The following is a 26995-nucleotide window of genomic DNA, read 5'->3' on the forward strand; positions in this document are numbered from 1 at the left end:
TTAAATATTATTGGGTTTCGTGAATGGAGAGCCGACATGGAATTAATCAAGCGTATCCTGCGGGTGATTCGAGCTAATCTCAATAGTTTGATCGGTGGTGCAGAAGATCCAGAAAAGATTCTGGAGCAAACTGTCCTAGAAATGCAGGAAAATTTGGTGCGGTTGCGTTCTGGTGTAGCACAAGCGATCGCTACCCAAAAACGCACCGAACGGCAGGCAATAGCCGCCCAGTCTCAAACAGAAGAATGGTATCGCCGCGCCCAATTGGCCCTGCAACAAGGCAGCGAACCTCTAGCTCGTGTTGCTTTGACTAAGCGCCAAGCCTATAAAGAAACCGCTACAGCCCTCTTTTCCCAGATAGAGCAGCAAAACGAGATAGTCGCTAGGCTAAAAAAGGATATGCGATCGCTAGAGTTAAAAATTTCCGAGGCGAAAACAAAAAAAGATATGTATATTGCTCGCGCCCGTTCTGCCGAAGCGTCTTATCGCCTCCAGGAAATGCTTGGCGGAGTTTCTGCCACCAGCAGTCTGAATGCCTTTGAGCGCATGGAAGAAAAAGTTTCGCAAATAGAAGCTCAATCAGAAGCAATAGCTCAACTTGGTAGCGACGACTTGGAAACACAATTTACTTCCTTGGAATCTACTAATAATGTAGATGCCGAATTGGCAGCGATGAAGGTGCAGGTTTTAAACGGGGCAGAAAACACACAGCACAACAGTCTCCTCACCCAGGAGAGCCAGAAGATACAGCCTCCCCAACAGCAGTTACCTAAAACTCAGGATTGAAGTTCGGCTAATTACCCCACTTTGGAGATATCTTAAAAATTAAGAGTTGTTAGAAGGTACTGATTCAAACCGGAAAGATTACATTGAAATAGGTAGCTATTAAAAAATAAAAAGCTAACTGTCCAACAAAAAGCGTAAAGCAAACAAGGAAAAACAAAGTTATGGGATTATTCGATCGCATTAAACGAGTAGTTAGTTCTAACCTTAACGATCTGGTTAACAAAGCCGAAGACCCCGAAAAAATGCTAGAACAAGCCATCCTGGAAATGCAGGAAGACTTGGTACAGCTGCGTCAGGGAGTAGCCCAGGCGATCGCCTCCCAAAAACGCAGTGAGAAACAGTATAATGATGCCCAAAATGAAATCAATAAGTGGCAACGCAATGCCCAACTAGCGCTGCAAAAAGGTGATGAAAACCTAGCACGACAAGCTCTAGAGCGCAAAAAGACTTATACCGACACCAGCGCCGCCCTCAAAGCTAGTTTGGATACCCAAAGCACTCAAGTTGAAACCCTCAAGCGCAACTTAATCCAGCTGGAAAGCAAGATTTCTGAGGCTAAAACCAAGAAAGAAATGCTCAAAGCTAGAATCACCACTGCCAAAGCCCAAGAGCAACTTCAAGGCATGGTGCGTGGGATGAATACCAGCAGCGCAATGTCTGCCTTCGAGCGGATGGAAGAAAAAGTCTTGATGCAAGAATCCCGGGCCCAGGCACTAGGAGAGTTAGCAGGTGCAGATTTAGAAACCCAATTTGCCCAGTTGGAAGGTGGTAGCGATGTTGATGATGAATTGGCAGCTTTGAAAGCACAAATGTTACCACCAGCTACTCCAGTAACTCAAGCGCAACTGCCACCGCAACAAGAAACCACTGCTCCTAATCCTAAATCTAATGAAGTAGTTGATGCCGAGTTGGATTCTCTACGCAAGCAATTGGATCAATTGTAAAATTGGTAGAAAACTTATTTGAGCTAGTCCCACACCTGTTGGGTGTGGGATTTGACGTCATTAGTCAATAGTTAACATTCCTAATAGCTATGAATTATTGACTATAAACTATTGACGACTTTGGGATAAAGTATTGTGTGTGCCAACTTTGATCGCCACCTGATGGAGACTGTAATGAGTAAGGCTGTAATCACCATAACTGATGCTGAGTTTGAAACAGAAGTGTTAAAAGCTGAACAGCCTGTATTAGTTTACTTTTGGGCTTCCTGGTGTGGCCCTTGTCAATTGATGTCGCCCCTGATTAACTCAGCTGCTACCAAATATAGCGATCGCCTCAAAGTCGTTAAAATGGAAATTGACCCCAACCCACTCACTGTTAAGCAGTATCAAGTGGAAGGTGTACCAGCTCTGAGACTATTTCAAGGGCAGGAAGTTTTGATATCGACCGAGGGAGTCATCGGTAAGGATAAATTACTCGAACTCTTAGATACGCACTTAAATAGTAATTAGTCATTAGTCATTGGTCATTGGTCATTGGTCATTGGTCATTGGTCATTGGTCATTAGTAACTTGTACTGAGCGTTGCCGTAAAGCCTGCGGCATAGCTAGGCTTAGGGCGCAGCCTCTCCAAGAGTTGTATTGGTCATTGGACAAAGGACAAATGACAAATGACAAATGACAAAGGACAAATGACTAACATGCAATTTGCAAAGCGTTTACAACCCCTGCAATCTAATGTATTTGCTGATATGGACAGAGCCAAGGCGATCGCTTTGGCAGCTGGACGAGAGGTAATTGATTTGTCGTTGGGGTCTTCTGATTTACCAGCCGAGGCACACGTTATTGAGGCGATCGCCCAATCTCTTGGCGATCGCAGTACCCACGGCTATCTGTTGTTTAACGGAACTCTTGGGTTTCGGGAAGCCGCAGCCAACTGGTACGAACAAAAATTTGGTATCAAAGTCGATCCCCAAACTGAGGTACTACCTTTAATTGGTTCTCAAGAAGGCACAGCCCATTTACCCCTAGCAATACTCAATCCAGGAGATTTTGCCCTGTTGCTCGATCCAGGTTATCCCTCCCATGCAGGGGGAGTCTACCTAGCCAGTGGTCAAATCTACCCGATGCCACTACGGGCAGAAAACGATTTTTTACCAGTGTTTGCTGATATTCCTGCCCCAGTCTTGGCTCAGTCGCGGATGATGGTACTAAGTTATCCTCACAATCCCACTGCTGCGATCGCACCAATATCATTCTTCCAAGAAGCTGTCGCCTTCTGTCAGCAACACAATCTCGTCCTGGTTCACGATTTCCCCTACGTAGATTTAGTATTTCAGGAAACTGGGAACTGGACAGATTCTTCTCCTAATCCAAAATCCAAAATCGTTCGACTGAGCGAAGTCGAAGTCCAAAATCGTTCGACTGAGCGTTCGCGTAGCGTCTCGGAGAGAAGTCGAAGTCCAAAATCCCTAGTCCCTTCAATTCTCCAAGCCGATCCAGAGAAAAGCGTCTCGATTGAATTTTTCACCCTTTCCAAGTCCTACAATATGGGGGGCTTCCGCATTGGCTACGCCATCGGTAATGCCGAGTTAATTAACGCCTTACGCCAGGTAAAAGCCGCCGTTGATTTTAATCAGTATCGGGGAATTTTGAATGGTGCGATCGCAGCCCTAACTGGCCCTCAAGTTGGGGTAAAATCTGCTGTCGCCATCTTCAAGCAGCGCCGTGATGCTTTCATCAGTGCTTTACACCGCATTGGCTGGAATGTTGCTACTCCCGAAGCCACAATGTACATCTGGGCAAAATTGCCCTCACCTTGGAGTCAAAACTCCATAGAATTTTGTACCCAACTAGTCAAACAAACTGGTGTAGCCGCTTCCCCAGGTGCTGGCTTTGGTAAATCTGGAGAAGGATATGTCCGCTTTGCCTTGGTGCATGAGCCAGCTTTGTTAGAAACTGCTGTGGAAAGAATGGCTAAGTTCCTTCGTTAAATTTTTTCTCAAGCTAAACGGCGGCAAAGTCTACGAATGGAACACGCGGTAAGCGAGAATGCTTTGAGATATTACCTCGTTTCTAGCCTCTGCCTAGAAACGAGGCTTGAAAAGACTTTGGGCTTAAGTTGACACTAATGCACATTTTTGCGTCCCTACTAATCACCGTATTGTACTGAACTCAAAAATAGCATCTTGTATTTATAAAAACTATTTTATTTGATAATATAAGTAATTATACGCTTGAAAATATCAAAATATTCTTCATCTTTTCATTGATAATCGGCAGTAACTTTACCCAATCAGGTCTCCCCGTTTCTTAAACTGGGTTTGTGCGCTGAGATACCAAAGATGGCTAACAATGCAGGTCGCGTTTTAAGCAGCCGTATTGCCAAAAGCCTGTAGTCAAGACAGCCCAAGCTTAGAAACAGCAGTAGTTTAAAACTTAACTTCCAAACTGATAGAGACTTGAAAAAATGAAAATGACTTTTCAGAAACTTTTAATTGGTGCCTCAATGGCTATTGGTGTAAGCGCTCTTGCAACTGCCCCAGCACACGCTCTATCCTTTGAGTTCAATAATACAAAAGAAATTAACACTTACACTGGCGGCTCAAGTGCTACTTTTATTAAAGGGGATGCACAAGGTGGTACTGATGCTGCCATCAAAGCTTTGACAGATAACGACCCCACTTCTAACGTCGAGCTTTGGTCTAGTGACGAAAACCCAACTTCTAACGTTGGCTTCACTACAACGGTAGATGGAAAAAGTGTCACGGTCAGCAGTATTACAAAAGATGATTGGAAGATATTTGGTTCACAATGGCTTGATGGTTTCCTTCAGGCTCACAGTACTCGCGGTATCACTGTGAACGGGGATAAAGTTACGGTTGGAAGCACAACAATTAGCAAGGCTGGCTTATTGAGTTCTCTGCTATCTACTGGTCTTCCCAGTTCTGGAGATCCTAATATTGGCACTTTTGCATACGATGCCAGCACTAGTCAATTAACACTTGATATAATTGGACACAAAGACCTTAAGCCACGTTTAGATATAAAGCTACAAAATAGGTACGCCACAGGCAACTCAGTTTGGGATGGAATGCTTACAGGAGCAGCACTTCAAATGACTAGTATACAAGCGAGTGAAATTGCCAAAGTAACTGTCGGCACTGGTAACGATGTTCAAACTTACTTTGCTTATAGCTTTGATGCAATAGCCACGGGTATTACAGCTTCCGATGACAAGGAATCTTACTCTGGAAAATATACCTGGTCACAAAAGCTGCCTACAGCAGTCCCAGAACCATCAGTAATGCTTGGTCTGTTGGGTGTTGCTGGTGTTTTTGCTAGCCAACGCAAATTTAACGAGTCGCGGAAGTCCCCACCTTCAATGTACTCATAAGGTGGGGATAGGGAGCGGGGGATGAGGATTGCATCTGGAATTGATTTTCTTGCGTTTCTTGAACAAATACCAGATGTATGACGAATCCCCAATCAATTTGTAGGCACTTCTTGAGATTTGATGTACTGTCTTACTTTTTCAATTGGTGCGCCACTAGTTGAGGCAACATAATAAGAACTAGACCAAAGAACAGGTTTTTTATAGAAAGTTGCTAAATGTTCCGTGAATTCTTTTTGAATAATTCTACTAGAAGCCGACTTAAGACTACCCACTAACGCTGATAAATTATTATCAGGATGGAAATCTACCAATAGGTGAACATGGTCTGATTCTCCTGAAAATTCTATCAATCGGCATTTTGTCTTTATGCAAACATTTGCCAGTACCTCATGCAACCGTTCCAACATTGGAGCGGTTATTGCTTTGCGTCGATATTTGGTGACAAACACAAAATGCAGGTGAACAGAGAAAACAGAGTGAGAACCTTTCCTGACAACCACTTGACTAACCTACACTTCGATTGTATTATCAATGATATAGCTTTTTAATTTCTTGGAGGTAAAAATAAAAGTGGCGATCAGGCGAATGACTTTTCGGTTATACCCAAATGAGCAGATAGAGCAGTCTTTGAGATATCACCGGAAGTTACACAAAGACCTGTATAACGCTGCTGTTAACAATAGATTTTATCAGTATCAAAACTTTAATCATTCTGTTGACTACATGGAGCAGCAGAACTCTTTACCAGCGTTCAAAGATGTTTGGATTGAGTATAAAGAAATTAATTCTCAGGCATTGCAAGCAACATTAAAACGTGTTGATTTTGCTTTTGAGCGTTGGCTCAAAGGTTTAGGTAAACGTCCTAGATTCAAATCAATTAGGCATTATTCAGGGTGGACATATCCCGCTAAAACTGGCTACTCTGTTGAATCGGATGGAGAGAATGGGTATCTCAATTTGTCTAAGATTGGACGTATTCAGATGCGTGGGCAGGCTAAATATTGGGGCAAACCAACTACTTGCACTATCATTTTTCGTAATGGTAAGTGGTACGCATCTATTACGGTTGAAGTCTTAGACCAAGTTCTGAAACCAGAGATTTTACCTGTTGGCGCTGTTGGTATTGACTTAGGATGTAATGCAGCGTTATCAATTACTGATGGCGAGAATCATCAACAAGTTGAGGCTCCTAAGTTTTTGAGAAATGCAGAACATCTAATCAAGAAAGCATCCAAGGAGAAAAGAAGGAAGCGCCAACCCAATAGAAAGAAGAAAATACTTGCTTCTAGAAGATGGAAAAAAGCTGCTATCAAAGTTAGTAAACTAAAACGCAAAGTTGCTAACCAAAGGCAAAATTGGGTTCATCAAGTTGCTACACAAATAACCAGCAGTAATAGCATGGTAGCGACTGAAAAACTAGAGGTCAAAAACATGACCGCTAAAGCAAAAAAAGGCAAACGCAAAAAACAGAAAGCTGGACTAAACAAGTCGATACTTGATGTCGGATTTGGAATGCTACGCAGCACCATTAAATACAAAGTAGAACAGATTGGTGGTGTATTTATCGAGGTTCCAACCCGCCTTGTAAAGCCTTCTCAAACCTGTCCCAAATGCGGAAATCAACACAAAAAAACACTCGACATCCGAGTGCATGAGTGTAGTTGCGGATACGTGCAGGATAGGGATATTGCAGCAGCCGAAGTTATGCTTTACTGGTCAAAAGGTACTCTACCGGGGTTAGGAACTAGCCTCGCAGACGCAGAGTCGTCTAGCTCTACTTCACGCACCCGCAAAACAGCAGGTGATCTTGAAGCAACTAGGGGCATTGAAGCGTCAAAAATCTATAGAAATCTCCGCTAAAAACGAACTGAGGGATGTAGAAACCCACAGTTCAGGCGGAGCCAACTGTGGGTAGTTCATAAAAGCATCTATTTAAGATTGTGGATTCAAAACTACAAATAAGACAAATAAGTAAGGGAGCTGTTAGCTCCCTTTTTTTATGAATACTTTCTTCCAGCAATAAGATTCATATTTCAATACGCTTGGGTTAGAGCCAAAAACCTTAAACTGCGTAGGTTGGGTTGAGGAACGAAACCCAACATTTATCAGAATTTGTTGGGTAACACTAAAGTTAAACCCAACCTAATGTGCAGACTAAAAGCCTAGCTACTTTACATTTACTTGATAATTACTCGTTAAATCGGCACGAAAAAATAATTTTTCTTAAAATAGAGAAAGATTACTTAATTTTGGTTGTGACTATATCTACTCAAATATTACCACTGGTTAAAGAGCCAGAACGACTGGAAAATCGTCTAGCCGAAATTCCACCGGAACCGGGGGTTTATTTCATGCGGGACAGTAGCGATCGCATTATATATATAGGTAAATCACGTAAGTTGCGATCGCGTGTCCGTTCTTATTTCCGGGATGGCTACAACAAGAGTGAACGCATCGCCACGATGGTGAAGTTGGTGACAGAAATTGAATTCATTGTCACTGATACCGAAGCCGAAGCGTTAGCACTAGAAGCGAATTTGATCAAGCAGCACCAGCCATACTTTAATGTGCTGCTCAAAGATGATAAAAAATATCCCTATCTCTGCATCACTTGGTCAGAAGATTATCCGCGAATTTTTATTACCCGTAAACGTCAATTCGGCAAAGAAAAGGATAAATTTTACGGCCCTTATACTGATGCTGGTTTATTACGAGAAATTGTCCGCCTGTGCAAGCGGATTTTCCCACAACGACAACGCCCTCAACCACTTTTTAAAGACCGTCCTTGCTTAAATTATGATTTAGGGCGTTGTCCGGGTGTCTGTCAACAGATGATTTCACCAGAAGAATATCGCAAAATTGTGCAAAAAATAGCGATGGTCTTCCAAGGGCGAACTCAGGAACTGATTGAGATTTTGACTCAACAGATGAACGCAGCAGCTGAAAACTTGAATTTTGAGTCAGCAGCGCGGATTCGTGACCAAATTTCTGGGTTAAAGTCGCTGACAGCTAATCAAAAAGTTTCCTTACCAGATGATACAGTTTCGCGGGATGCGATCGCACTGGCAGCCAACGAAGAATACGCTTGCATTCAACTATTCCAGATTCGCGCTGGACAATTGGTAGGACGTTTAGCATTTGTGGCGGATGCTCACGCAGAACCGGGAGCTATTTTACAACGAGCTTTAGAGGAACATTACCAAACTGCTGACTCAGTGGAAATACCTTTAGAAATTTTGGTACAGAATGATTTACCAGATAGCGAGATATTGGCGGATGTCTTAACTCAACGCAAAGGGAAAAAAGTCACAATCTTGACTCCTTTGCGGCAAACTAAGGCAGAATTAATTGAGATGGTAGAGCGAAATGCCCAGTATGAATTGCAAAGAATGCAAAAATTAGGCGATCGCAATCACCAAGCAATGCAAGATTTAGCCGCCATTCTCGATTTACCAGATGTACCCCATCGCATCGAAGGTTATGATATTTCCCATATTCAAGGCTCAAATGCAGTAGCTTCGCAAGTCGTGTTTATCGACGGATTACCCGCCAAACAGCATTATCGCCACTACAAAATTAAAAATCCCACGGTGACGGCGGGACATTCAGATGATTTTGCTAGTCTTGCTGAAGTTATTGGGCGACGGTTCCGTAAGTATGGTGACGATCCACAGTTGTCACGTTTGGGTAATCCAGATTGGCCTGATTTAATCATGATTGATGGTGGTAAAGGTCAATTATCATCAGTTGTCGCCGTTTTGCAAGAGATGAATTTATTAGAAGACTTGCGAGTTGTAAGTCTGGCGAAGCAGCGAGAAGAGATTTTTTTACCGGGAGAATCTAAACCCTTAACGACTGATTCAGAACAAGCAGGGGTGCAATTGTTGCGGCGGTTGCGGGATGAAGCGCACCGATTTGCAGTGACTTTTCATCGTCAGCAACGTAGTGATAAATTGAAGCGATCGCGTTTAGATGAAATCCCTGGTTTAGGACATCATCGACAAAAGCAGCTACTAGGGCATTTTCGCTCAGTTGATTATATTCGGCAAGCTGCACCCACACAACTTGCTGAGGTTCCAGGAATCGGCCCGCGTTTGGCTCAAGAAATTTACGATTATTTTCATCCTTCTTGATATGGGTGAAAAGCATATAGCCATTCTCGTTTACGTGAGGTACACCCGTAGGGGCACGGCACTGCCGTGCCCTTACACCTCGCGTATAATGTTGTACCGCATCTGAATGGGAACCGCTATATTACATAAGTAGTTGAAATTTTCAATGAGTGAAGTTTTAATTCTAGGGCTTTCAATGTGGTGAAATTTTTGGACAATAATTCCTCTTTTATCTGTCACTCTATGGTTTAGAAATTACTTTCAAACCGCAGAGGCACAGAGAAGCCAGTGCGTTGGGCGGGTTCCCCGACTTGAAGCAACTGGCGCAGCGCAGAGAGAAGAAAAGATATTTTACGAGTCACGTTGAAAGGGCTAGTTTTAACTCCAAGACACCAGTATTACCAAGCCCTTCGGGCAGGGAACTCTTAAGAGGGAACAGGGAACAGCTTTGAAAACCTGCCCGAATTTTGGGTCTAAAGCCCCTAAATTTATTTATGAAAAAAAATAAAAACATTTTTTAAGGGGACGCGCAGCGCAAGAAAAAATACGTCCTTGTACAAATCCCCTAATTTTAATTATGGGGATTTCCCTGTTCCCTCTTGCCTGTTCCCTGTTCCCTTTTAATCGGCATCTATGCTGTAGTATCGATTCTCAAAGGTTGTCGAGTTTTTCTGTGCTTCCTTAAAAAGCCAAAACATCAGGTAAATGCCAAAATATTGCTGTTTTTCTTTTTCGTCATAAGTCACAAATTTTTCAGCCTGTTGATATCGCTCTAACGCTTGCCGAAAGTTCTTTTTTGTAACTTTCTCTCCTAATGCTTGAGATAGCAATTGCCATAACGTAGACCCGACATCCTTCTTTATATAATCGAGGCAGTAGCCGCGATCGTTGGCAAACTGTTCGTATGTCTGATTTTCAGAAGATGCTTTTAACAAATCACTTTGTAAATCAGTCAAGTGTCTGCCAGATGATTTCGATACCACTTTATCCGCAATAGTTAATAACTCTTGGATGTTCATACGTCAAACTAATCTGATGAATTTTATGTAGATGCTTAATTCTCGGAAATTAAAGAGTTTAAACCCTTTCTCCCACCCAAAGGGAGCTTTTTCGGTCATATAAAATTTATCAACTTGAGATAATTTAAAATATTGTTTATCTAAGTATTTGTAATGATACAAGGTATTAACTAATTTATGAGCAAGTTTATTTTATCTTTAAAAAATCAGCTTCTATTGAATAACTTTTCAAAGAGTTTATTTAATCTTCATTTTGACTTTAAAATTGTATTATCTTTTCTTTAAATTTTTTACTTCTTATCTTCTTATTTAGAGTTAATTTTATCTTTGCTTTATGAATATTAATCTTTGCCAATTTCCCACTTAACCCCACAAAAACCCCCTCGCGCTTTTTCTCGATAGTTGAGAATATTAATTCGTGATGAATAACGAACAGCAAAAGTTCAGAAACATCCACACTTTAAAGAGTAAATCAAGTGGCAGATACTACTTGTTTTAATGAGGTAAAGCACCCAATTAGTAAACCAAGTAGACCAGCGTAAAAATTTGTCGTTGGGATAAGGCAGGAAGCAAGAGGTAGGAGGTAGGAGGCAAGAAGAAAGACAATTTTTATTGAATTTATCTTTCTTAGTTTGGTTTTATTCTGCCAAGTTACTTAATCCATGACTCTTAACACTCTTCCTTTGCAATATCTAAAAAACTTCAAATGTTTAAAAAAGCTCTACGACTATTTACTAACCATTCCTTATTATGTCTACTCGGAGTAGTTAGCATAAATCTCGAAGCCCAAGCACAGTCTGTCACTAACTCTGTTAATTCTCAATCTCAGCCTAATCAAGAGCAGACTCTTGATAATCAACAACGCAACTCTGCTGCAATTAATCAAACAGGAGTTTACAACCTGGGTGAATCGGCTACTTATAAGATTCAAGGAGTAGCTGGAATTAATGTTGTGTGTCCGAGGCCATCTTTAATATTAGGAACTTCTTTGAGTTCCTATGACGGGATTAGTTTATCTAACAATGCCTCTTATGCTATGAATGCTTCTATAGTTTTCCCTTTGGGTGGAAGCTTAGAGAGTACTTGCAAACAAATGGCTGAAACTATTTCTCGTAAGACTCAATATGATGTAGAAATTATCAATGCTCGTGCCTGTGCTGAATTAATCAGTGCTGGTATCCAACTAAGCCCCGACAGCTTTCCTACTATTTCTGCTGTCTGTAAAGGGGTTGCTATAAACAGAAATAATACAAATGAGCCTAACAAACTTCCCAGGTTCCAGTCTCAAGAATTACCTAAAAATGAGGCTGAAAAAGACAACTAATTCACAACGAGGATAAACTCATGAAAAAAGTTCTTGGTTTGGCTATTCTTGCTACCTTCTTGGCTACCCCTGCTTTTGCTGGTGAAACATTTGTGCGTGACGAAAATTCCTGGAGTAACACTGTAACAAACACAGATTTAAAACTTGATTCTAAGACTTTTTCCCAACGTAACGAAAAATATAATTCTTGGGCTGAAAAAGATTACGTCGATGGTGCTATTGATATCAGCACACCTGCTAGTGGTACAGAAATTTCCTTTGATAAATTTATCAATAATACAGCAGGTAGTGAGCTATATGGTAAATATAGTGAAACTAATTGGACTAAGCTTGGTGGTACTATTAAGACTAGAACTAACGAATATACTAATGCTCACGAAACCAGCGCAGGTGTTCGTTAATTATTAATAGTGCTTGATGGAATTTGAAAATATTCTAGGGTGATTAATCCACCCTAGTACTTCTTTTAGTTACTTTGGCAAGATTAGTTTTTCTGACAAAGCTAACTAATTTATAATGAGGACAAAGTAATGAAAAAAGTTCTCGGTTTAGCTATTATTGCTAGTTTGTTTGCTAGCCCTACTTTAGCCGGTGAGACTTTTGTTTTGAACCAGTGGACAATTCAGCAAAGCAGAACAAAGACTAATTTAAATATCGATAATATAACCAATTCAACTCGCACCCAAGATTACAACTCTTCATCTAATAATATTTCCATTGATGGCAAGGTTGAAACCGAGTACAACAATGGTAAAGTCGGAAAAGTTTTTAAAGATTTTACTGTTCAGAAAGCTGGTGCTGAACTAAATGGTAGTTTTTATGAAGAGACGACAGCTAGAGTCTGGGGTACGATCAATACTATTACGAATTCATACACCAGCACTCACGAAACTAGTGCAGGGATTCGTTAGTTATAGTGGTTCCCATTCAGATGCGGTACAACATTATATCGCGAGGTGTAGGGGCACGGCAGTGCCGTGCCCCTACGGGTGTACCTCACGTAAACGATAACCGCTATATTACCCTAATTTATATTATTGGAGAAAATTGTAGGGTGATTATTCCACTCTTTTTTTATGAAATATTCAATATTATTAGCTGTTGCTTTATTGGCATGGATTGCGTTTTTCTATTCCTATAGAGTTTTTTCTATTACTCAGATGCCTACTTTCTTTATCAACTCTATGTTCAAAGTCTTTAATCAAAATACTAATGAAACTATACAGATTCAACAGATAAATTTGTCATCTGAAATCAGGGAAAATTTATATAACTCTATATCTACAGGCATGTCTTATGATGAAGTTCGTTCCATTTTAGGCTGGGATGGTATCTTGATTTATGAAAACAATATTGATTCCCCTGATGGACAAATACATGAAAAGATTTACCAGTGGAACAATCAAGATGTTTATTTGACTGATTACGAATCTCAAAGATCAGATATCAATCCATACTGGAGTTTCACACTTAGATTTCAAAACGATATCCTCATCAATAAAGCATCTTTTAACCTAATACGCTTGGGTTAAGGGCTACTGGCAAAAATTTTGGGTGTTTTGAGACGCGATAAATCGCCGTCTCTATAAGACGCGATAAATCGCCGTCTCTATAAGACGCGATAAATCGCCGTCTCTACAAGTGTTTTGGTCTTATCTGAACTGTATTGTGTTTTAACCTACAAACTTAGAGGAGCGATCGCTAATATCAACCGTATAAACATTTAGCGATCGCTGATTCATAGTACTCAGTAACGGTTCACCATTAAACCGTTGCTAAAAATCTTCTTAATCTCATAAATCTTGCCAGCAAATATTAACTAAATCTTAAAATAAATAATTTGTAACTAAATATACAGTATTTTTTTGGGTTTAATTTTTGAATACAAGAACGGCTTTTTTTCTATTTGTCTGAAATGACTATAAATAAGTCTCTCTCAAGGCATTCGCAATAGGGATCAGTAAATCTCTAAGCAGTATTTAATTAAAAAACAATTTATGTATCTAAAGTAGGAGGGTAAAATCACTTAAATGTTAGGATAATATATAAAGATATCGTAAATATTTCAAATCTGAAATTTTGTTTAAAATAATCAGCCAATATTAATAAAGTTTGTTAAGTTGGCTGAAATCAAAATTTTTGCTAGTTTCACTAGCAGTTTTTTCAAATAAAAAATAGTTACAACCAGGGGTTTGAAAATGCAGACAGTACAAAAAATTTACTGCCCAAATTGCGGCAGCCAAGCAGAACGCTATTACATTTCTGATAGTCAATTAACTCGAACACAATGCTCTAGTTGTGATTATTTGATGATTAGTTGCACCCGCACCGGCAAAGTGATTGAGGCTTACGCCCCAGGTATTTATGCACAACGCTAGTTATTAAAAATTAAAAATTAGAGAATATTTTCTCTAATTTCTAATAATAAAATTACTTGTCAACAATTTTGAACATTTTACAGGTTGTTCTTTTGCTGCCGGAGTTGTTGCTGTCGGATCTGTTCTTGTAATCTCAATTGTTGCTGTTGTCTAATTTGTTGATCTTGTCTGAGTTGTTGCTGTTGTATTCTTAGTTGTTGCTGTTGTGTAAAGTCTTGCCATTGTTGCCTAAATTGTTGCTGTTGTAGTCTCAGTTGTTGCTGGCGGATCAGTTCTTGCCGTTGTTGTGTAAATTGTTGCTGTTGTAGTCTCTGTTGTTGTTGTAGTTGTGGTTGCTGAAACTGTTGCCGAAGTAATGTTTCGTTAAATTGCTCTTGTGTTCGCTGATTTTGCTGCTCTTGTTGTTGTCTCATTCTTTCTTGAAAAGACTCAGGTTGCTGAGGATTTGTCTGAATTATTTGTGCATAGGTAGGAGAATTAATCGATAAAGCTTTTGCAAGCACAATCAATAGTAGCCATGCTTTAACCATTAAGAAGCGATTCAACATAGAGTTATTTCCTCAATTGTTATAGGTTGGGTTGAGCGATCGCTAAACCCTTAAAATGTCAACATTATTTATAATTCAATACGCTTGGTGTTAGCACCAAAAACCTTGAAATGTGTAGGTTGGGTTGAGGAACGAAACCCAAGATTTAGGGACTTTGTTGGGTTGCGCTTTGCTTAACCCAACCTACAATTTTCTTGTGTGATGTAGCCCATAACGTTCTCTAAATATCAATGCGTTGAGAATAGCTTTTTAAATCAAGGTTATATTTAGTGCATTATCTTGATTTTGCATAAAAATCTCATTTTTTAGATATTCAATTCATCTTAATTAAATTATACATTTATATTTTTTACATGGTTTGCCGGATTTCCGTAATCCATCTACAGGATTTAAAGCGGTTTTACACCATAGATAAACAGAGATAATTCTCAGGATAGATATATCTGGGTTTATCTGCGGTTCCATGTTTATTTATAAAATTGACTGCAAGAGGTTTAATTCTTACTTGCTCTCAATTGTCCACAAGCAGCATCAGCTTCTAAACCACGGGAATAACGCACACTAACAGCAGTATTTTGTTGCTTAAGGACGTTGACAAATGCTTGAATGCGATCCCGGTTGGGGCGTTTGTAGTCTACTTCTTGGATGGGGTTGTAGGGAATCAAATTCACATGACTTTGGAATCCTCGCAGGCATTTTGAAAGTTCCAATGCATGTTCTGGTAAATCGTTAACACCAGCGAGGAGAACATATTCAAAGGTAACGCGGCGTCCAGTGATTTCCACATATTCTCGACATTCAGTCAGCAAATCTTCTAGAGGATAGGCGCGGGCGCTGGGGATGAGTTTTTCCCGCAGCGCTTGATTGGGGGCGTGGAGACTAACAGCGAGAGTGATTTGCAAATTGTTTTGCGCGAACTGACGGATACGATCGCGAATACCCACTGTAGAAACTGTAAGCGATCGCTGCCCAATACCGACATCTTGATTCAGGCATTTCAGCGCTGCTAGGACATTCTCAGTATTCAACAACGGTTCGCCTAGTCCCATAAATACGACATTGCTAACCCGTTGCTGAAAATCTTCTTGCACAGTTAACACCTGATCAACAATTTCATGGCGTGCTAGGTTCCGCTTGAAGCCTCCTTTACCAGTAGCGCAGAAATCACACGCCATTGGGCAACCCACCTGAGTAGAGACGCAAACTGTCAAACGGGATTTTGGCCCATCTCCCGCTTCTGCAAAGGTGGGGATGCCAACAGTTTCAATAATTTGATCGTCTGCTAATCGTAAAAGAAATTTGACTGTGCCATCGGGAGCCTCAGAGCGGTAATGTAAAGTTGAGCGCCCAATGGGAACTTCTGCTACTTCCTTCCGCCATTGCTTGGAGAAGACAGAAATATCAGCTAGCGATCGCACTCCCTTGTCATAGATCCATTCATGCAGCTGCTTTCCTCTGTAAGCAGGTTGTCCCTGCTGCTGCACCCAAGTGGTTAAATCCGCAAGAGAAGCGCCGAGAAGGGGGGGAATTAATTCTGATTTTACTGGGTTGTGTAACTCAACTTGAGATACAAGAGGCGTAGCAGACATAAAAAATCAAGAGTTGATGTAGGATCTCTATCCTACACCTGCCAGATTAACTTAGTCTTGACCAAAGAAAGAGGGAAATTACCCAAAGGTTGTACCGTTCCAGCCCCACATCGCACCCTTAGCATCTGCAAACTCTATGTAAATGCGATTTTTCGGCACACCTAGAGTTTGGTTAATCTGCTGGCAAAAATCTTGACTCATTGCTGCGGTTTGGTCTGGCTTCATTGTGCCGATGCTCTTAATTTCAATATAGCAAACCGGGTCTGTATTCCCTGCAAAAGTCATGGGAATTTCTGACTCAAAAGCAGTCATGACATAGGATTCTGGTTTTCCCAAATGTTTCGCTAACTTGGCTGATAAGCTTAAAAGCATTGATTCAATTTCAGCTTTTTGAGGAGCAGTTGCAGAAGTTTGCACTTTAATTAATGGCATAGTACCGAATTGGGATTTGGGATTTTATTCACATTGTTAAGTTTATCGAAACGCAGAGGCAATAGGGAGATGAGGGGGACAAGGAGAATAACCAATGCCCAATGCCCTAGTAGTGTGTCAAGAAATAATTGATGGATAAATTTCCTGTAGAGACGGCGATTTATCGCGTCTCTCTAACCGTCAAAATAAATTTGACAGACCACTAGCCTTTAGTTATGAGATGAACGGAATAGATGACTATGTTCGGGATGATATAAACGCGATCGCCCTTTATTTGCCGAGAGGGCTGGACTGATTATATAAAGTGTAGTGCGAATTAGTTCTTCTTTATGAGTGCAGTCTGCCATTTCATTCAGGGGAACAACCTTGATTTTTTCATCGGGCCATCCGATGCGAAAGCAAATTGCAATGGGGGTTTCGGCTGGATAGTGTTCGAGTAGTTTAGCTTGGGCATTTTCGACGTGACGCGCACTCAAATACAGGCAGAGGCTAGCCTGATGTGCCGCGAGAGTAGTTAATTCCTCAGTGGCGGGGACTTCTGTACGTCCACTGATCCGAGTCAAAATGATAGTTTGGACTAAACCGGGGACAGTCAACTCTACTTTGAGTTTGGCAGCTGCGGCTTGAAAGGCGCTGATACCTGGGATGACTTCAAAAGGAATATTTGCCTCTGCTAAGAGGTGCATTTGCTCGTGGATGGCGCTGTAGAGACTAGGATCGCCAGAATGGAGACGGACTAGAGATTTGTGTTGCGATCGCACCCGATCTATCATGATCGGCAAAATCTCTTCTAAAGTTTGATTGGCAGTTCTAATGATCTCCGCATCTTTTCGGCAAAGTTCTAAAATCTGTTCAGGTATTAAAGAATCAGCAAATAAAATCACATCAGCAACAGCCAGTAGTTTCTGCGCCTTCACCGTCAATAAATCAGGATCTCCAGGCCCTGCTCCCACAATGTACACAGATGGTTCTATGGCATATAGTGTTTTTTCATAACTCATTTTTTCGGTATATCCAAGCTTTGTGCAAACTCTTTCAAAAGTCCCAAATCCCTATCGTTAAGCCTTGTTTCAACGCTATTTTTTATAAGCATAATTACGACAATTCGCCGTAATTTATGATACACTTCAATGGTGCAGGTTTAATCAAATTAATAGCTAGCGGCTTCCTGTACACTGTACCTTGAAAACTCAGAGTATGGGGTTCTACCCAGTAACTAGACTTCAATGAAGTCGCTTTCTGTGGGTAGGTAAAACTCTGACAGTACAAGGGTAATGAACATTTGTCTTGAAAAGTTGTTCATGGGGGAAACCCCCAAGACCACACTTTTCGGTTTGTATTGTTCAATTCTGCGGAGGGGCATCTCGTGGAATTAAAATAAAGCTCAGTTAATATCCGACGGGATACCGGGAGTTGCTGAGAAGCCTACACTGTATGCTTGCATCGGTATAGGAGTATGTCACAAGAACACACGGCAATCCCTCAAAAAACTTTTTTGATATTTTCTCAGTATCTTTCCGGATTCACCCTTTTTCCCTAGTAGAGAGTAATGGTAGATGCACCCTGGTTAAGCCCTAGAGAATACTCTGGGGCATTTTTTATTTTTTGGGAATTGGAAATTGGGAATTGGGCATTAGTTATTCTTTCTCCCCTGCTCCCCCTGCCTCCCCTGCTCCCCCTACTCCCTCATCCCCTCATCTCCCTTCGGAGTAGGAACTACATCGGGTAAAGGGCGTTTGAGTAAGTAAAGCCAAGCTAATCCAGCTAATCCAAATAAAATTCCTAGACTACTGACTACTTGTGCTATCCGTAACGGCCCCAGCATCAAGCTATCAGTGCGAAAACCTTCTATCCACAAGCGTCCTAAGCTGTAGGCTGGCCAGTAAATTAGAAACAGTGTGCCTACCTTCAAACGTGGCTTACCGGACAAAGACCGGAAAAACAAAGTTATTAATAGCGCAAACACCGTTAAATCCCACAGAGATTCATAAAGGAAAGTGGGATGGAAGTAATCGAAGCTAGCATACTCTAGAGGACGATGATCTGGGGGAATATACAGCTTCCAGGGTAAATTTGTGGGATCGCCAAAAGCTTCAGAATTAAAGAAATTGCCCCAACGTCCGATCGCTTGCCCTAAAATCAGCGAAGGCGCTACTAAATCTGCCAGTTGCCAAAAAGAAACCTGCTTGATTTTGGCAAAGATTAACGCAGCCAAAACGCCACCAAGAATTGCTCCATGAATGGCAATACCTCCTTCCCAGATAGCAAAGATTTTTCCTGGAGTTGGGGCATATTTTGACCACTCAAAAAAAACGTAATATAGTCGTGCGCCAGGAATCGCCCCAATTAATAACCAAAAGAATAAATCGCCTAACAACTCAGGATTAACATTACGACGCTTTGCCAATTCCTGGGAAAGAATAACGCCAATTAACACTGCTGTGGCAATCAATAAGCCATACCAACGGATACTGAGTGGCCCTAATTTCACCAGAATCGGGCCTGGTGAAGTGAATTGAAACGCTAAGGGCAAGGTGGAAAAATCCAGTGCCATAAAAAATTACCTAGAATAGTTCGTTAACTACCCGCGCACTTTGCTAAGTACGGAGTTTTTTGGGTGTTGAATGCTGGAACTGTACTTAAATACTCCCCAATTTCGTGGGGACACAAATAGAAATCCAGCATCCATATTTAGGAGTTTATAGCGGTTTTGTTCAACCTTATCCCCAACCCCTCTCCGATGCTTTGGAGAGGGGAGTGTTTGCTTGACTCAAAGGCGGGGTGAGTTTCAGGCTATAGGGACTTCCAAGTAAAAAAATATTCCATTGCTATTGTTCGACGGTTCACGAGTTTTCAGTCAACAGTCAACAGTCAACAGTCAACAGTCAACAGTCAACAGTCAACAGTCAACAGTCAACAGTCAACAGTCAACAGTCAACAGTCAACGACTTTAATGTGGAATAATTTATTTTTTGGAGTTCCCATATTGCACCGCTATAGTTCCTAACGCCTAGTTGAGCATAACTTGTACCAGCAAAACAATTGAATTTAGCATCCTTACTCAGAGCGCAAGATGGTAAATTTGAGTAAGTTACACAAAAGAGCTTCGATATAATCACCTAAACAACTTTGATATATCTAAAATTGTGATTGCTATTTATCCTGGTAGCTTCGACCCCATCACCTTGGGACACCTTGACCTCATTGGCCGCGGTAGTCGGCTCTTTGAGCGGGTAATTGTCGCTGTACTGCGGAACCCTAATAAAATGCCACTTTTTAGTGTGGAGCAACGGCTAAATCAGATCAGTCTTTCTACACAACATCTACCTAATGTAGACGTAGACAGCTTTGATGGTCTTACCGTCAACTATGCTCAAATGCGACAAGCACAAGTTTTGATCCGGGGTTTACGGGCTGTGTCAGATTTTGAAGTGGAACTGCAAATGGCTCACACTAATAAAACTCTTTCTACCCAAATAGAAACAGTTTTTCTCGCAACCTCAAATGAATATAGTTTTTTAAGTAGTAGTGTGGTAAAAGAGATTGCAAGGTTTGGTGGCTCTATCGATCATCTCGTTCCCCCACACATTGCCCTAGATATATACCAATGCTACAATCAGAACTCTCCAATGTCGAACCCAATATCAACGGAAGCAATCCCCCCCCTCAAGAGTATCTCGGTGGAGAGGGAAGCATAGATATTCAGGAGGAACTCAACCGCCTAGAGGAAATAGTTCTCTCTAGTCTCAGGATTCCTCTGACAGGACGCACTCTCATAGATGAAGAAAAGCTGCTAGATCAGCTTGATTACATCCGGCTGGCTTTACCATCGCTTTTTCAAGAAGCAGCAGCTATCCTCAACCAAAAGGACGAAATTCTGCTGGAAGCGGAAGAGTATGGACAGCAGGTTGTTGAGGCCGCGCAAGCAAAAAGAGCGCAAATTTTAGCTGAAAGCGATATTATTCAACACGCCGAACAAGAAGCTGAACAACTGCGGCGACAAGTGCAACAAGAGTGTGAGGCAATAATGCAAGAAACCCTCGCTGAAATTGAGCGTAAACGGTATGCTTGTCAGCAAGAGTTAGAGCTTATGAGGCAAACTGCGATCGCTCAGGCTCAAGATATTGAAGATGGTGCTGATGCTTATGCTGATGGCATCTTGGAAAATATTGAGCAGGATCTCAAGCAAATGTTGCGAATTATCACCAATGGACGGCAACAATTGCAAATTGATAACCTCACTCAGCGCAATTCACCTCCAGGTAAGAAAAAATAAAGGTTCTAACGAGAAATGAGGAAAAATTATAAGTTGGGTTTCGCTATTGCTTAACCCAACAATTTTTATAAATAAAGACTTTTGGTTTTCTATACTGGGACTTCTTTACATAAACCGCCCAGAACTAAAGTTCACAGGCTTTTAGCCTAAGTCCACTAAAGTGGGCTAAAAGCCTTTTTTAGTCGTCTTTAGACGAATGAGTGCTATTAGCCTCAGAATAAATTATGAGGTGGGCTAGATGAGAATGAAATAGCCCTGGATTACAAAGTATATGTAAAATCTTCTACCAGCATACCGGGAACTAAACTACCTCCTAGTTGGCGGCTTTCATAAGTACCTACTTCGGGAATGAATTCTTGAAAATTGGTCAAATCTACTAACTTATCTCCCCAAAAGCGATAGAGACTTTCGTCAAAACGTAAGTTTTCAATGGGGGCAAGAATTTCCCCGTTTTCTACCCAAAAACAAGCATAACGGGTCATACCTGTGATTCTACCAGTGTGGCGATCGCTCCAATTCAAGTAATGCAAATTAGATACATATAATCCGGTATCTAAACTCGGAAGAATCTGCTCAAATCCTAAATTTCCAGTAGTCACTTCTGGCGCACGTAAAGTCTCTGAACCATTAGCACCGTTGGCAATTTTTTGATATTCCTTAGCAGTCCGAGAATTCACTAAACTATTTACCAAATGTCCTTTTTCTATTATAGGTAACTCCAGTGCTGCTATTTCTCCTAATTCATTAAATCGCGGCACTAATCCTCTCTGAAAGTTTTCTTTCAAACTAAATCTTGGCGAAAGCTTTTTTTCTTGACGCGATAAAGCAGCTAAAGCGCTGTTTCCTTGTTGGATATCAGCTTCGCTGACTGCTCCCCAAGAAAGCATTAGTAATAAATCTGCAACAGCAGCAGGTGCAAAATAAGTTTTGTATTGTCCCCGTGGTAATTCTTTCGCTGGGCGAGAAAGTAATTCAAGTTGTTGTTTGGCTTCGCTAATTTTAGCTATATATGCAGATATATCCCAATTACTCCCTGCAAATGTACCCTTAACTGCTTGTCCAGAGGTGGAAAATAGAGAATAATCTAATGTAAAAGAATCAGTAGCAAACCAGTGTTTTTGCCCGTTGGAATCACCATACGCTTTAATTACTATTCCTCCAGCATATATACCAGTAAAATCTAATTCAGCAACTAGTTTTAGCACAGTTGGTACTACTAACTCATCTGCCAATAAATTACCAGAATGTATTTCCCTGCTAGTATTATTTCCTGATGGCAAAACTAGATATGGATCGATGGGTAGTAGAATAAGTTCGTCGCGTAGTTCTTGCAAAGCAGTATATGCTAACTGCCAATCTACATCCCAATTTCCAATAAAGGGGAATTGCCTAACACTGCTGCGCTGATCTGCCATCAAAGTCAGTTCGAGCCAACCATCAGCAACACAACCAGTTTGCCGCACTTTCGCATGATTGAAACGAGTAAATTGACTTCTTTCACTGCTAAGTTTCACGGTGAATTGTTCATTTTCAGATTTTTTAATCAGTAGAGTTTCAATCAGTTGATTAAAGCTGACTTCTAACGCAGATAATTCCTCAATTTTCATAGATATTAAATATTAATAGAGAAGGGGGGAAAGTTAGGAGTTAGGAGTTAGGAATTAGGAGTTAGGAATTAGGAGTTAGGAGTTAGGAGTTATGAGTTAGGAGTTTAAGATTTTTTAACTCCTAACTCATAACTTTCAACTCCTAACTTTTTTCAACTCCTAACTTTTTTCAACTTCCTCCACCAAAAACTTCGACATTAGCAAATACACAAACAGGTGAACCATGTCCTACCCAAATAGCCTGATTTGGTTCTCCTTTACCACAATAAGGAGTACCATACATTTGCCAATTTGTGGCATCTCCTACTTGGATTAAGCTATGCCAAAACTCTGGTGTTGTGGCGCGATAGTTAGGATTACGGAGGGTTTTGGTAAGTTTACCGTTTTCAATTAATTTAGCGTACTCACAACCAAATTGGAATTTGTAGCGGCGATCGTCAATTGACCAAGAACGGTTAGATTCCATGTAAACGCCGTGTTCTATCCCAGCAATAATGTCTTCAAAACTGCCATTTAAAGGCTCTAAATTTAAGTTTGCCATGCGATCGATCGCAGGTCGATTCCATGATGAAGCACGGGCACAGGCAACTCCTGGTACACCTGCTCTTGCTTGACTCTCTAGACTACCTAAACCCCGTTGCAGTACTCCTTCTTTAACTAAATATTCCTTTGTTGCTACAGCACCCGTATCATCAAAACCATAGCTAGCAAATTCGCCAGGTACGGTAGGATCAAAGGTAATGTTCATCAGTGGCGAACCATATACTAGGTTGCCAAAATCACTTTTATTAACGAAGCTGCCCCCAGCATAGTTACGCTCATCTCCCAAAATTCGGTCAATTTCTAGGGGATGCCCGACACTTTCATGGATTTGCAGCATCATTTGGTCTGGGGCTAAAACTAAATTGGTACGAGTGGTTGGACATTCTTCTGCTGTCAACAGTTCTACTGCTTGTTCGCCAATTTGTCGCACCCGATGCCATAAATTTTCTTGTTTTAATAGTTCGAGTCCGCCTTGGTAACAGTTTGCCTGAGAGCCGTTGTTGCTGCGCTGCTGTACAACCGCACCATCTTGGGCGGTGGCTCCATAATGAGTGCCTATAGATAGGATTTTTTGATAGACTTCTGAGCCGTTGCTGCTAGTAAACCAAGACTCCCTCTCAATTGTGCTAGCACTGGCTATGGTTTGCACAATCTTGTCGTCAACTTTCAGGGTTTGGCAAATCCGAACCAGTAAATCGTTGATTTCTCCCGGACTCAGAGCATCCAATGGCTCAAGATATGGAGATTTATATTCACCAACGACTTTAGGGCGCTCACTTTCACCGAAGGGATGTATCCACCATTCACTGGCTGCTAGTGCTTGTTTATAGGCTGTTTCGGCAGCATGTTGTAGGTAAGACAGTTCTAGAGAGTTAGTTGCTGCATAACCCAGACAGCCATTTACCAAAACTTCCAGCATGGCTCCGACAGTGAAGGATTTGCCATTTACCTGGGGTAAGCCGTCACGAACTGAACGGGTAGTAGAAGTCTCCTTTACGGCTCTAATACCAATCCAATCAGCAGGAATGTCGAAACTAGCGATCGCTTTCTTAAGTTCAGACCACATAATTTAAGGAATAGGGAATTGGGAATAGGGAATGGGGAATGGGGAATGGGGAATGGGGCATTGGTGAAAGAATTTTTATAACTCCTAACTCCTAACTCCTAACTCTCCACTCCCCTCTAATTCCGGTGCCAGCGCGTGCCATCACGGCTATCAATTAGCGTAATACCTTCTGCTTGAAGTTCGTCACGAATGCGATCGCTTTCGGCAAAATTTTTGGCAATCCGTGCTTCTTGCCTTTGCTGAATTTTCGCTTCAATTTCCGCATCGCTTAAACCATTACTCTTGTCAGGTTCTGCTTCTATCTCGGCTTCTAAACCTAAAACTCCAGCTAATGTGACGAGAGTTTGCCATTGACGCTGTAACTCATCAGGGGAAGTTTCGGTTTTCCCTTCATGCACAATAATATTTCCCTCACGGATTAGTTCTTTGGCTAATTCAAACAGCACTGTTAACCCACCAGGAAAATTAAAGTCGTTATTTACAACTTCTTGAAAGCGTTCAACAATCTCAGGGAGTAGTGAGGCAGTTCCCACTCCCCACTCCCCACTCCCCACTCCCCAACCTAGTTTTTTACCGTATTGGTAGCCGAAGAGTAAACCTTCTTTAATGGTGTGCCAACCATTGGTTGCTCCGGCGATCGCTTCGTCGGTAAAATCAATTGGTGTGCGATATTGAGCGGTCAGTACGAACAACCGCACCGCCATCGGGTCAACTCCTCGATCCAGCAATTCTCGAATAGTGGTAAAATTACCCAAAGATTTGGACATTTTTTCACCATCTACCTTCACCATACCGTTATGTAACCAGTAACGCGCCAGAGGTTTTCCTGTCACAGCCTCAGATTGGGCAATTTCGTTTTCGTGGTGGGGAAAAATTAAGTCAGCACCACCAGCATGAATATCGATGGTATCACCCAAGCGATCGCGTACCATTGCCGAGCATTCTATATGCCACCCCGGACGACCTGCGCCCCAAGGTGACTCCCAAGCTGGTTCTCCTGGTTTTGCTGCCTTCCATAAAGCAAAATCAAAGGGGTCTTTCTTTTTCTGGTATTCTGGATCTTCTACATTGACGCGATCGCTTTTCCCGGCTTGCATATCCTCTAACTTGCGTCCCGAAAGCTTGCCATACTCAGCAAACTGCCGCACTTCATAATACACATCGCCGTCAGCAGGGTAGGCAAAACCTTTATTTTCCAACTCATGAATTAACCGTTGAATGCCATTCATCGTATGGGTAGCACGGGGATATTCATCAGCTTCTTTGATTCCTAATCGCGCCATATCCTCAAAATATGCTTTGATAAAGCGATCGGCTACAGCTTCCATTGATGAATGTTCAACACAGGCGCGATTCAGAATCTTGTCATCAATATCGGTAAAATTTTGGATATATCGCACTTCATAGCCGATAAACTGGAGGTATCGGCGCACTACGTCCCAAACGATGCAAGCTCTAGCATGACCCAAATGGCAGTAGTCGTATACCGTCACGCCGCAGTAATACATCTTAACCTTGCCTGCTTCAACTGTTTCAAACGGTTCTTGACGACGGGTGAGGGTATTGTAAAGGGTTAGGGTCATAACAGAGTAATGCTGAAATAAGAAGATACGTAATAATAGGGTAAAGCAGCTGGGATGACAGTCCAGCATCCCTATGCTAGTACGTCACGGTGGAAATCAACATACTATTGGACAAAATCTCAAAAGCCCAGAAATCAAGGGTTTTTGACTTTTGACTTTTTTACCCTTCGGCTGCGCTCAGGGTGATTTTTGACTTCCGCCTAGCGGCGCTAGTGTTTTCTGGACTATCTGCGCTACATTACTATTTTTTGACTATTTGATAACAGCGCTATGCAATCAGCAGTTACACCCGAATCTTCGGCAATGGATACGCCCAAACAAGGAATGCCAGTAACAATTATTACGGGTTTCCTCGGTAGTGGCAAGACGACTTTACTCAATCATATCCTCAACAACCAACAGGGTTTAAAAACCGCTGTTCTCGTAAATGAATTTGGCGAAATTGGCATCGACAACGAGCTAATTGTTTCCACTGGTGAGAACATGGTGGAGCTAAATAATGGTTGTATTTGCTGCACTATTAATAATGATTTGGTAGATGCAGTTTACAAAGTTTTAGAACGCCAAGAAAATCTAGATTATCTAGTAGTGGAAACAACTGGATTGGCAGATCCGCTACCAGTAGCTTTAACATTTTTAGGCACAGAATTGCGAGATTTAACTCGCTTAGATTCGATTATTACCGTAGTAGACGCGGCAAATTACAGCCTAGATTTATTTAACTCTCAGGCGGCATACAGCCAGATTGCTTATGGTGATGTAATTGTACTGAACAAGGCGGATTTGGTTGATGAAGCCACTTTGAACGAGTTAGAAACAAAAATTAACGAAGTCAAGGAAGGAGCGAGAATTCTCCGCACGACGCGATCGCAAGTACCACTTCCGTTAATTCTGAGTGTTGGTCTGTTTGAGTCTGATAAATATTTTGACACAGTGGTGGATGAACACGACCATCACGATCATGAACATCACGGCCATGATGATCACGATCACTCAACATGCGGTCACGATCATCACGACCATGACCACGATCATCACGATCACCATCATTCTGACCATTTAGAAAATGATGGTTTTACTTCCATCTCTTTCCAAAGTGATAAACCTTTTTCGATTAGGAAGTTTCAGTATTTCTTAGATAACCAGATACCCTCAAATATCTTCCGAGCGAAGGGGATTATGTGGTTTGATGAAAGTCCAAAGCGTCATATTTTCCACCTTTGCGGTAAACGCTTTACCTTGGATGATGATGAATGGAAAGGTAAATTGAAAAACCAAATCGTGCTGATTGGCCAAAATTTGGATCGTGAGGCTTTAATCACTCAACTCGAAAACTGCATTTGTCTACCTTCAACCTCTCGCGGTAAAGGCTTTGGGAAATAATTAGAGACGCG

Annotated in this window: 25 protein-coding genes and 1 pseudogene; 16 read left to right on the forward strand and 10 right to left on the reverse strand. The window is 41.5% G+C overall.

The features are described from left to right. The first annotated feature begins 36 nt into the window (after positions 1 to 36). The 5 genes from D1367_RS24140 (at position 37) to D1367_RS24165 (ending at position 5124) form a co-directional block, all read left to right on the forward strand. Entirely contained in the window at positions 37 to 786 is a 750-nt protein-coding gene (locus tag D1367_RS24140) for a PspA/IM30 family protein (protein ID WP_118168820.1), read from the forward strand. Between the two features lie 161 nt (positions 787 to 947). Next, positions 948 to 1730, forward strand: coding sequence for a PspA/IM30 family protein (locus tag D1367_RS24145; RefSeq protein WP_118168822.1), 783 nt, complete (start codon positions 948 to 950; stop codon positions 1728 to 1730). A gap of 174 nt (positions 1731 to 1904) precedes the next feature. Beyond that, positions 1905 to 2240: a thioredoxin family protein gene (locus tag D1367_RS24150; protein WP_118168824.1), complete on the forward strand. Its 336-nt coding sequence runs from the start codon at positions 1905 to 1907 to the stop codon at positions 2238 to 2240. Between the two features lie 179 nt (positions 2241 to 2419). Further along, positions 2420 to 3721: an LL-diaminopimelate aminotransferase gene (locus tag D1367_RS24160; protein WP_118171639.1), complete on the forward strand. Its 1302-nt coding sequence runs from the start codon at positions 2420 to 2422 to the stop codon at positions 3719 to 3721. A gap of 482 nt (positions 3722 to 4203) precedes the next feature. Continuing rightward, positions 4204 to 5124, forward strand: a complete 921-nt coding sequence (locus D1367_RS24165) for an NF038130 family PEP-CTERM protein (RefSeq protein ID WP_228674754.1) — start codon at positions 4204 to 4206, stop codon at positions 5122 to 5124. A gap of 92 nt (positions 5125 to 5216) precedes the next feature. Here D1367_RS24165 and tnpA read toward each other — a convergent pair whose 3' ends face one another. Further along, complete coding sequence (tnpA, locus tag D1367_RS24170; RefSeq protein WP_118168828.1) at positions 5217 to 5624, reverse strand: IS200/IS605 family transposase; 408 nt, start codon at positions 5622 to 5624, stop codon at positions 5217 to 5219. A gap of 85 nt (positions 5625 to 5709) precedes the next feature. Between tnpA and D1367_RS24175 the strand changes: the two are divergent. Beyond that, positions 5710 to 7039 (forward strand): annotated as a pseudogene (locus D1367_RS24175) (RNA-guided endonuclease InsQ/TnpB family protein). A gap of 340 nt (positions 7040 to 7379) precedes the next feature. Further along, positions 7380 to 9257 (forward strand): excinuclease ABC subunit UvrC, encoded by a 1878-nt coding sequence (gene uvrC / locus D1367_RS24185; RefSeq protein WP_118171640.1) that lies wholly within the window; start codon positions 7380 to 7382, stop codon positions 9255 to 9257. A 599-nt stretch (positions 9258 to 9856) separates the two neighbouring features. On the opposite strand, the gene D1367_RS24190 is transcribed toward uvrC, so the two are convergent. Beyond that, a complete protein-coding gene (locus D1367_RS24190) occupies positions 9857 to 10255 on the reverse strand; it encodes a helix-turn-helix domain-containing protein (protein ID WP_228674753.1) in 399 nt (132 codons plus the stop codon). Between the two features lie 706 nt (positions 10256 to 10961). Between D1367_RS24190 and D1367_RS24200 the strand changes: the two genes are divergently transcribed. From D1367_RS24200 to D1367_RS24220, 5 genes are all read left to right on the forward strand, one after another. Then, complete coding sequence (locus D1367_RS24200) at positions 10962 to 11579, forward strand: hypothetical protein (protein WP_118168834.1); 618 nt, start codon at positions 10962 to 10964, stop codon at positions 11577 to 11579. 20 nt (positions 11580 to 11599) lie between these two features. Continuing rightward, positions 11600 to 11980, forward strand: a complete 381-nt coding sequence (locus D1367_RS24205; RefSeq protein ID WP_118168836.1) for a hypothetical protein — start codon at positions 11600 to 11602, stop codon at positions 11978 to 11980. Between the two features lie 129 nt (positions 11981 to 12109). After that, on the forward strand, positions 12110 to 12490 hold the full coding sequence (locus D1367_RS24210; protein WP_118168838.1) for a hypothetical protein: 381 nt from the start codon (positions 12110 to 12112) through the stop codon (positions 12488 to 12490). Positions 12491 to 12655: 165 nt separating this feature from the next. After that, entirely contained in the window at positions 12656 to 13111 is a 456-nt protein-coding gene (locus D1367_RS24215) for a hypothetical protein (RefSeq protein ID WP_118168840.1), read from the forward strand. Between the two features lie 666 nt (positions 13112 to 13777). Then, positions 13778 to 13957: a replication restart DNA helicase PriA gene (locus tag D1367_RS24220; protein WP_118168842.1), complete on the forward strand. Its 180-nt coding sequence runs from the start codon at positions 13778 to 13780 to the stop codon at positions 13955 to 13957. 77 nt (positions 13958 to 14034) lie between these two features. Here the strand turns inward: D1367_RS24220 and D1367_RS24225 are convergent, their stop codons facing one another. From D1367_RS24225 to lgt, 5 genes are all read right to left on the reverse strand, one after another. Beyond that, positions 14035 to 14505, reverse strand: a complete 471-nt coding sequence (locus D1367_RS24225) for a hypothetical protein (RefSeq protein ID WP_118168844.1) — start codon at positions 14503 to 14505, stop codon at positions 14035 to 14037. A 494-nt stretch (positions 14506 to 14999) separates the two neighbouring features. Then, the gene (gene rlmN, locus D1367_RS24230; protein WP_118168846.1) at positions 15000 to 16094 is read right to left on the reverse strand and encodes a dual-specificity RNA methyltransferase RlmN; all 1095 of its coding nucleotides are present in this window, start codon (positions 16092 to 16094) and stop codon (positions 15000 to 15002) included. Between the two features lie 78 nt (positions 16095 to 16172). Continuing rightward, positions 16173 to 16526 (reverse strand): phenylpyruvate tautomerase MIF-related protein, encoded by a 354-nt coding sequence (locus D1367_RS24235; RefSeq protein WP_118168848.1) that lies wholly within the window; start codon positions 16524 to 16526, stop codon positions 16173 to 16175. Positions 16527 to 16735: 209 nt separating this feature from the next. After that, the gene (cobM, locus tag D1367_RS24240) at positions 16736 to 17527 is read right to left on the reverse strand and encodes a precorrin-4 C(11)-methyltransferase (RefSeq protein ID WP_118168850.1); all 792 of its coding nucleotides are present in this window, start codon (positions 17525 to 17527) and stop codon (positions 16736 to 16738) included. Positions 17528 to 18204: 677 nt separating this feature from the next. Continuing rightward, positions 18205 to 19080 carry a prolipoprotein diacylglyceryl transferase gene (gene lgt, locus D1367_RS24245; RefSeq protein ID WP_118168852.1) on the reverse strand — a complete coding sequence of 292 codons (876 nt, stop codon included), beginning with the start codon at positions 19078 to 19080 and terminating at the stop codon, positions 18205 to 18207. Between the two features lie 271 nt (positions 19081 to 19351). On the opposite strand from lgt, the gene D1367_RS32925 reads away from it, so the two are divergent. The 3 genes from D1367_RS32925 to D1367_RS24255 all read left to right on the forward strand — a co-directional run bounded on the left by D1367_RS32925 (position 19352) and on the right by D1367_RS24255 (position 20802). After that, the gene (locus D1367_RS32925; RefSeq protein WP_267255614.1) at positions 19352 to 19480 is read left to right on the forward strand and encodes a hypothetical protein; all 129 of its coding nucleotides are present in this window, start codon (positions 19352 to 19354) and stop codon (positions 19478 to 19480) included. Positions 19481 to 19672: 192 nt separating this feature from the next. Then, a complete protein-coding gene (coaD, locus tag D1367_RS24250) occupies positions 19673 to 20224 on the forward strand; it encodes a pantetheine-phosphate adenylyltransferase (RefSeq protein ID WP_118168854.1) in 552 nt (183 codons plus the stop codon). After that, entirely contained in the window at positions 20134 to 20802 is a 669-nt protein-coding gene (locus D1367_RS24255) for a DivIVA domain-containing protein (RefSeq protein WP_118168856.1), read from the forward strand. The genes coaD and D1367_RS24255 overlap by 91 nt, the downstream gene beginning before the upstream one ends. A gap of 260 nt (positions 20803 to 21062) precedes the next feature. Here D1367_RS24255 and D1367_RS24260 read toward each other — a convergent pair whose 3' ends face one another. The 3 genes from D1367_RS24260 to cysS form a co-directional block, all read right to left on the reverse strand. Then, complete coding sequence (locus D1367_RS24260; RefSeq protein WP_118168858.1) at positions 21063 to 22409, reverse strand: TldD/PmbA family protein; 1347 nt, start codon at positions 22407 to 22409, stop codon at positions 21063 to 21065. 169 nt (positions 22410 to 22578) lie between these two features. Then, the gene (locus D1367_RS24265) at positions 22579 to 24018 is read right to left on the reverse strand and encodes a TldD/PmbA family protein (RefSeq protein WP_118168860.1); all 1440 of its coding nucleotides are present in this window, start codon (positions 24016 to 24018) and stop codon (positions 22579 to 22581) included. 116 nt (positions 24019 to 24134) lie between these two features. Further along, positions 24135 to 25601: a cysteine--tRNA ligase gene (cysS, locus tag D1367_RS24270; RefSeq protein WP_118168862.1), complete on the reverse strand. Its 1467-nt coding sequence runs from the start codon at positions 25599 to 25601 to the stop codon at positions 24135 to 24137. 270 nt (positions 25602 to 25871) lie between these two features. On the opposite strand from cysS, the gene D1367_RS24275 reads away from it, so the two are divergent. Then, positions 25872 to 26984, forward strand: a complete 1113-nt coding sequence (locus D1367_RS24275; RefSeq protein ID WP_118168865.1) for a CobW family GTP-binding protein — start codon at positions 25872 to 25874, stop codon at positions 26982 to 26984. Positions 26985 to 26995 lie beyond the last annotated feature (11 nt).

Origin of the sequence: Nostoc sphaeroides, assembly GCF_003443655.1 — a bacterium.
Taxonomy (GTDB): domain Bacteria; phylum Cyanobacteriota; class Cyanobacteriia; order Cyanobacteriales; family Nostocaceae; genus Nostoc; species Nostoc sphaeroides.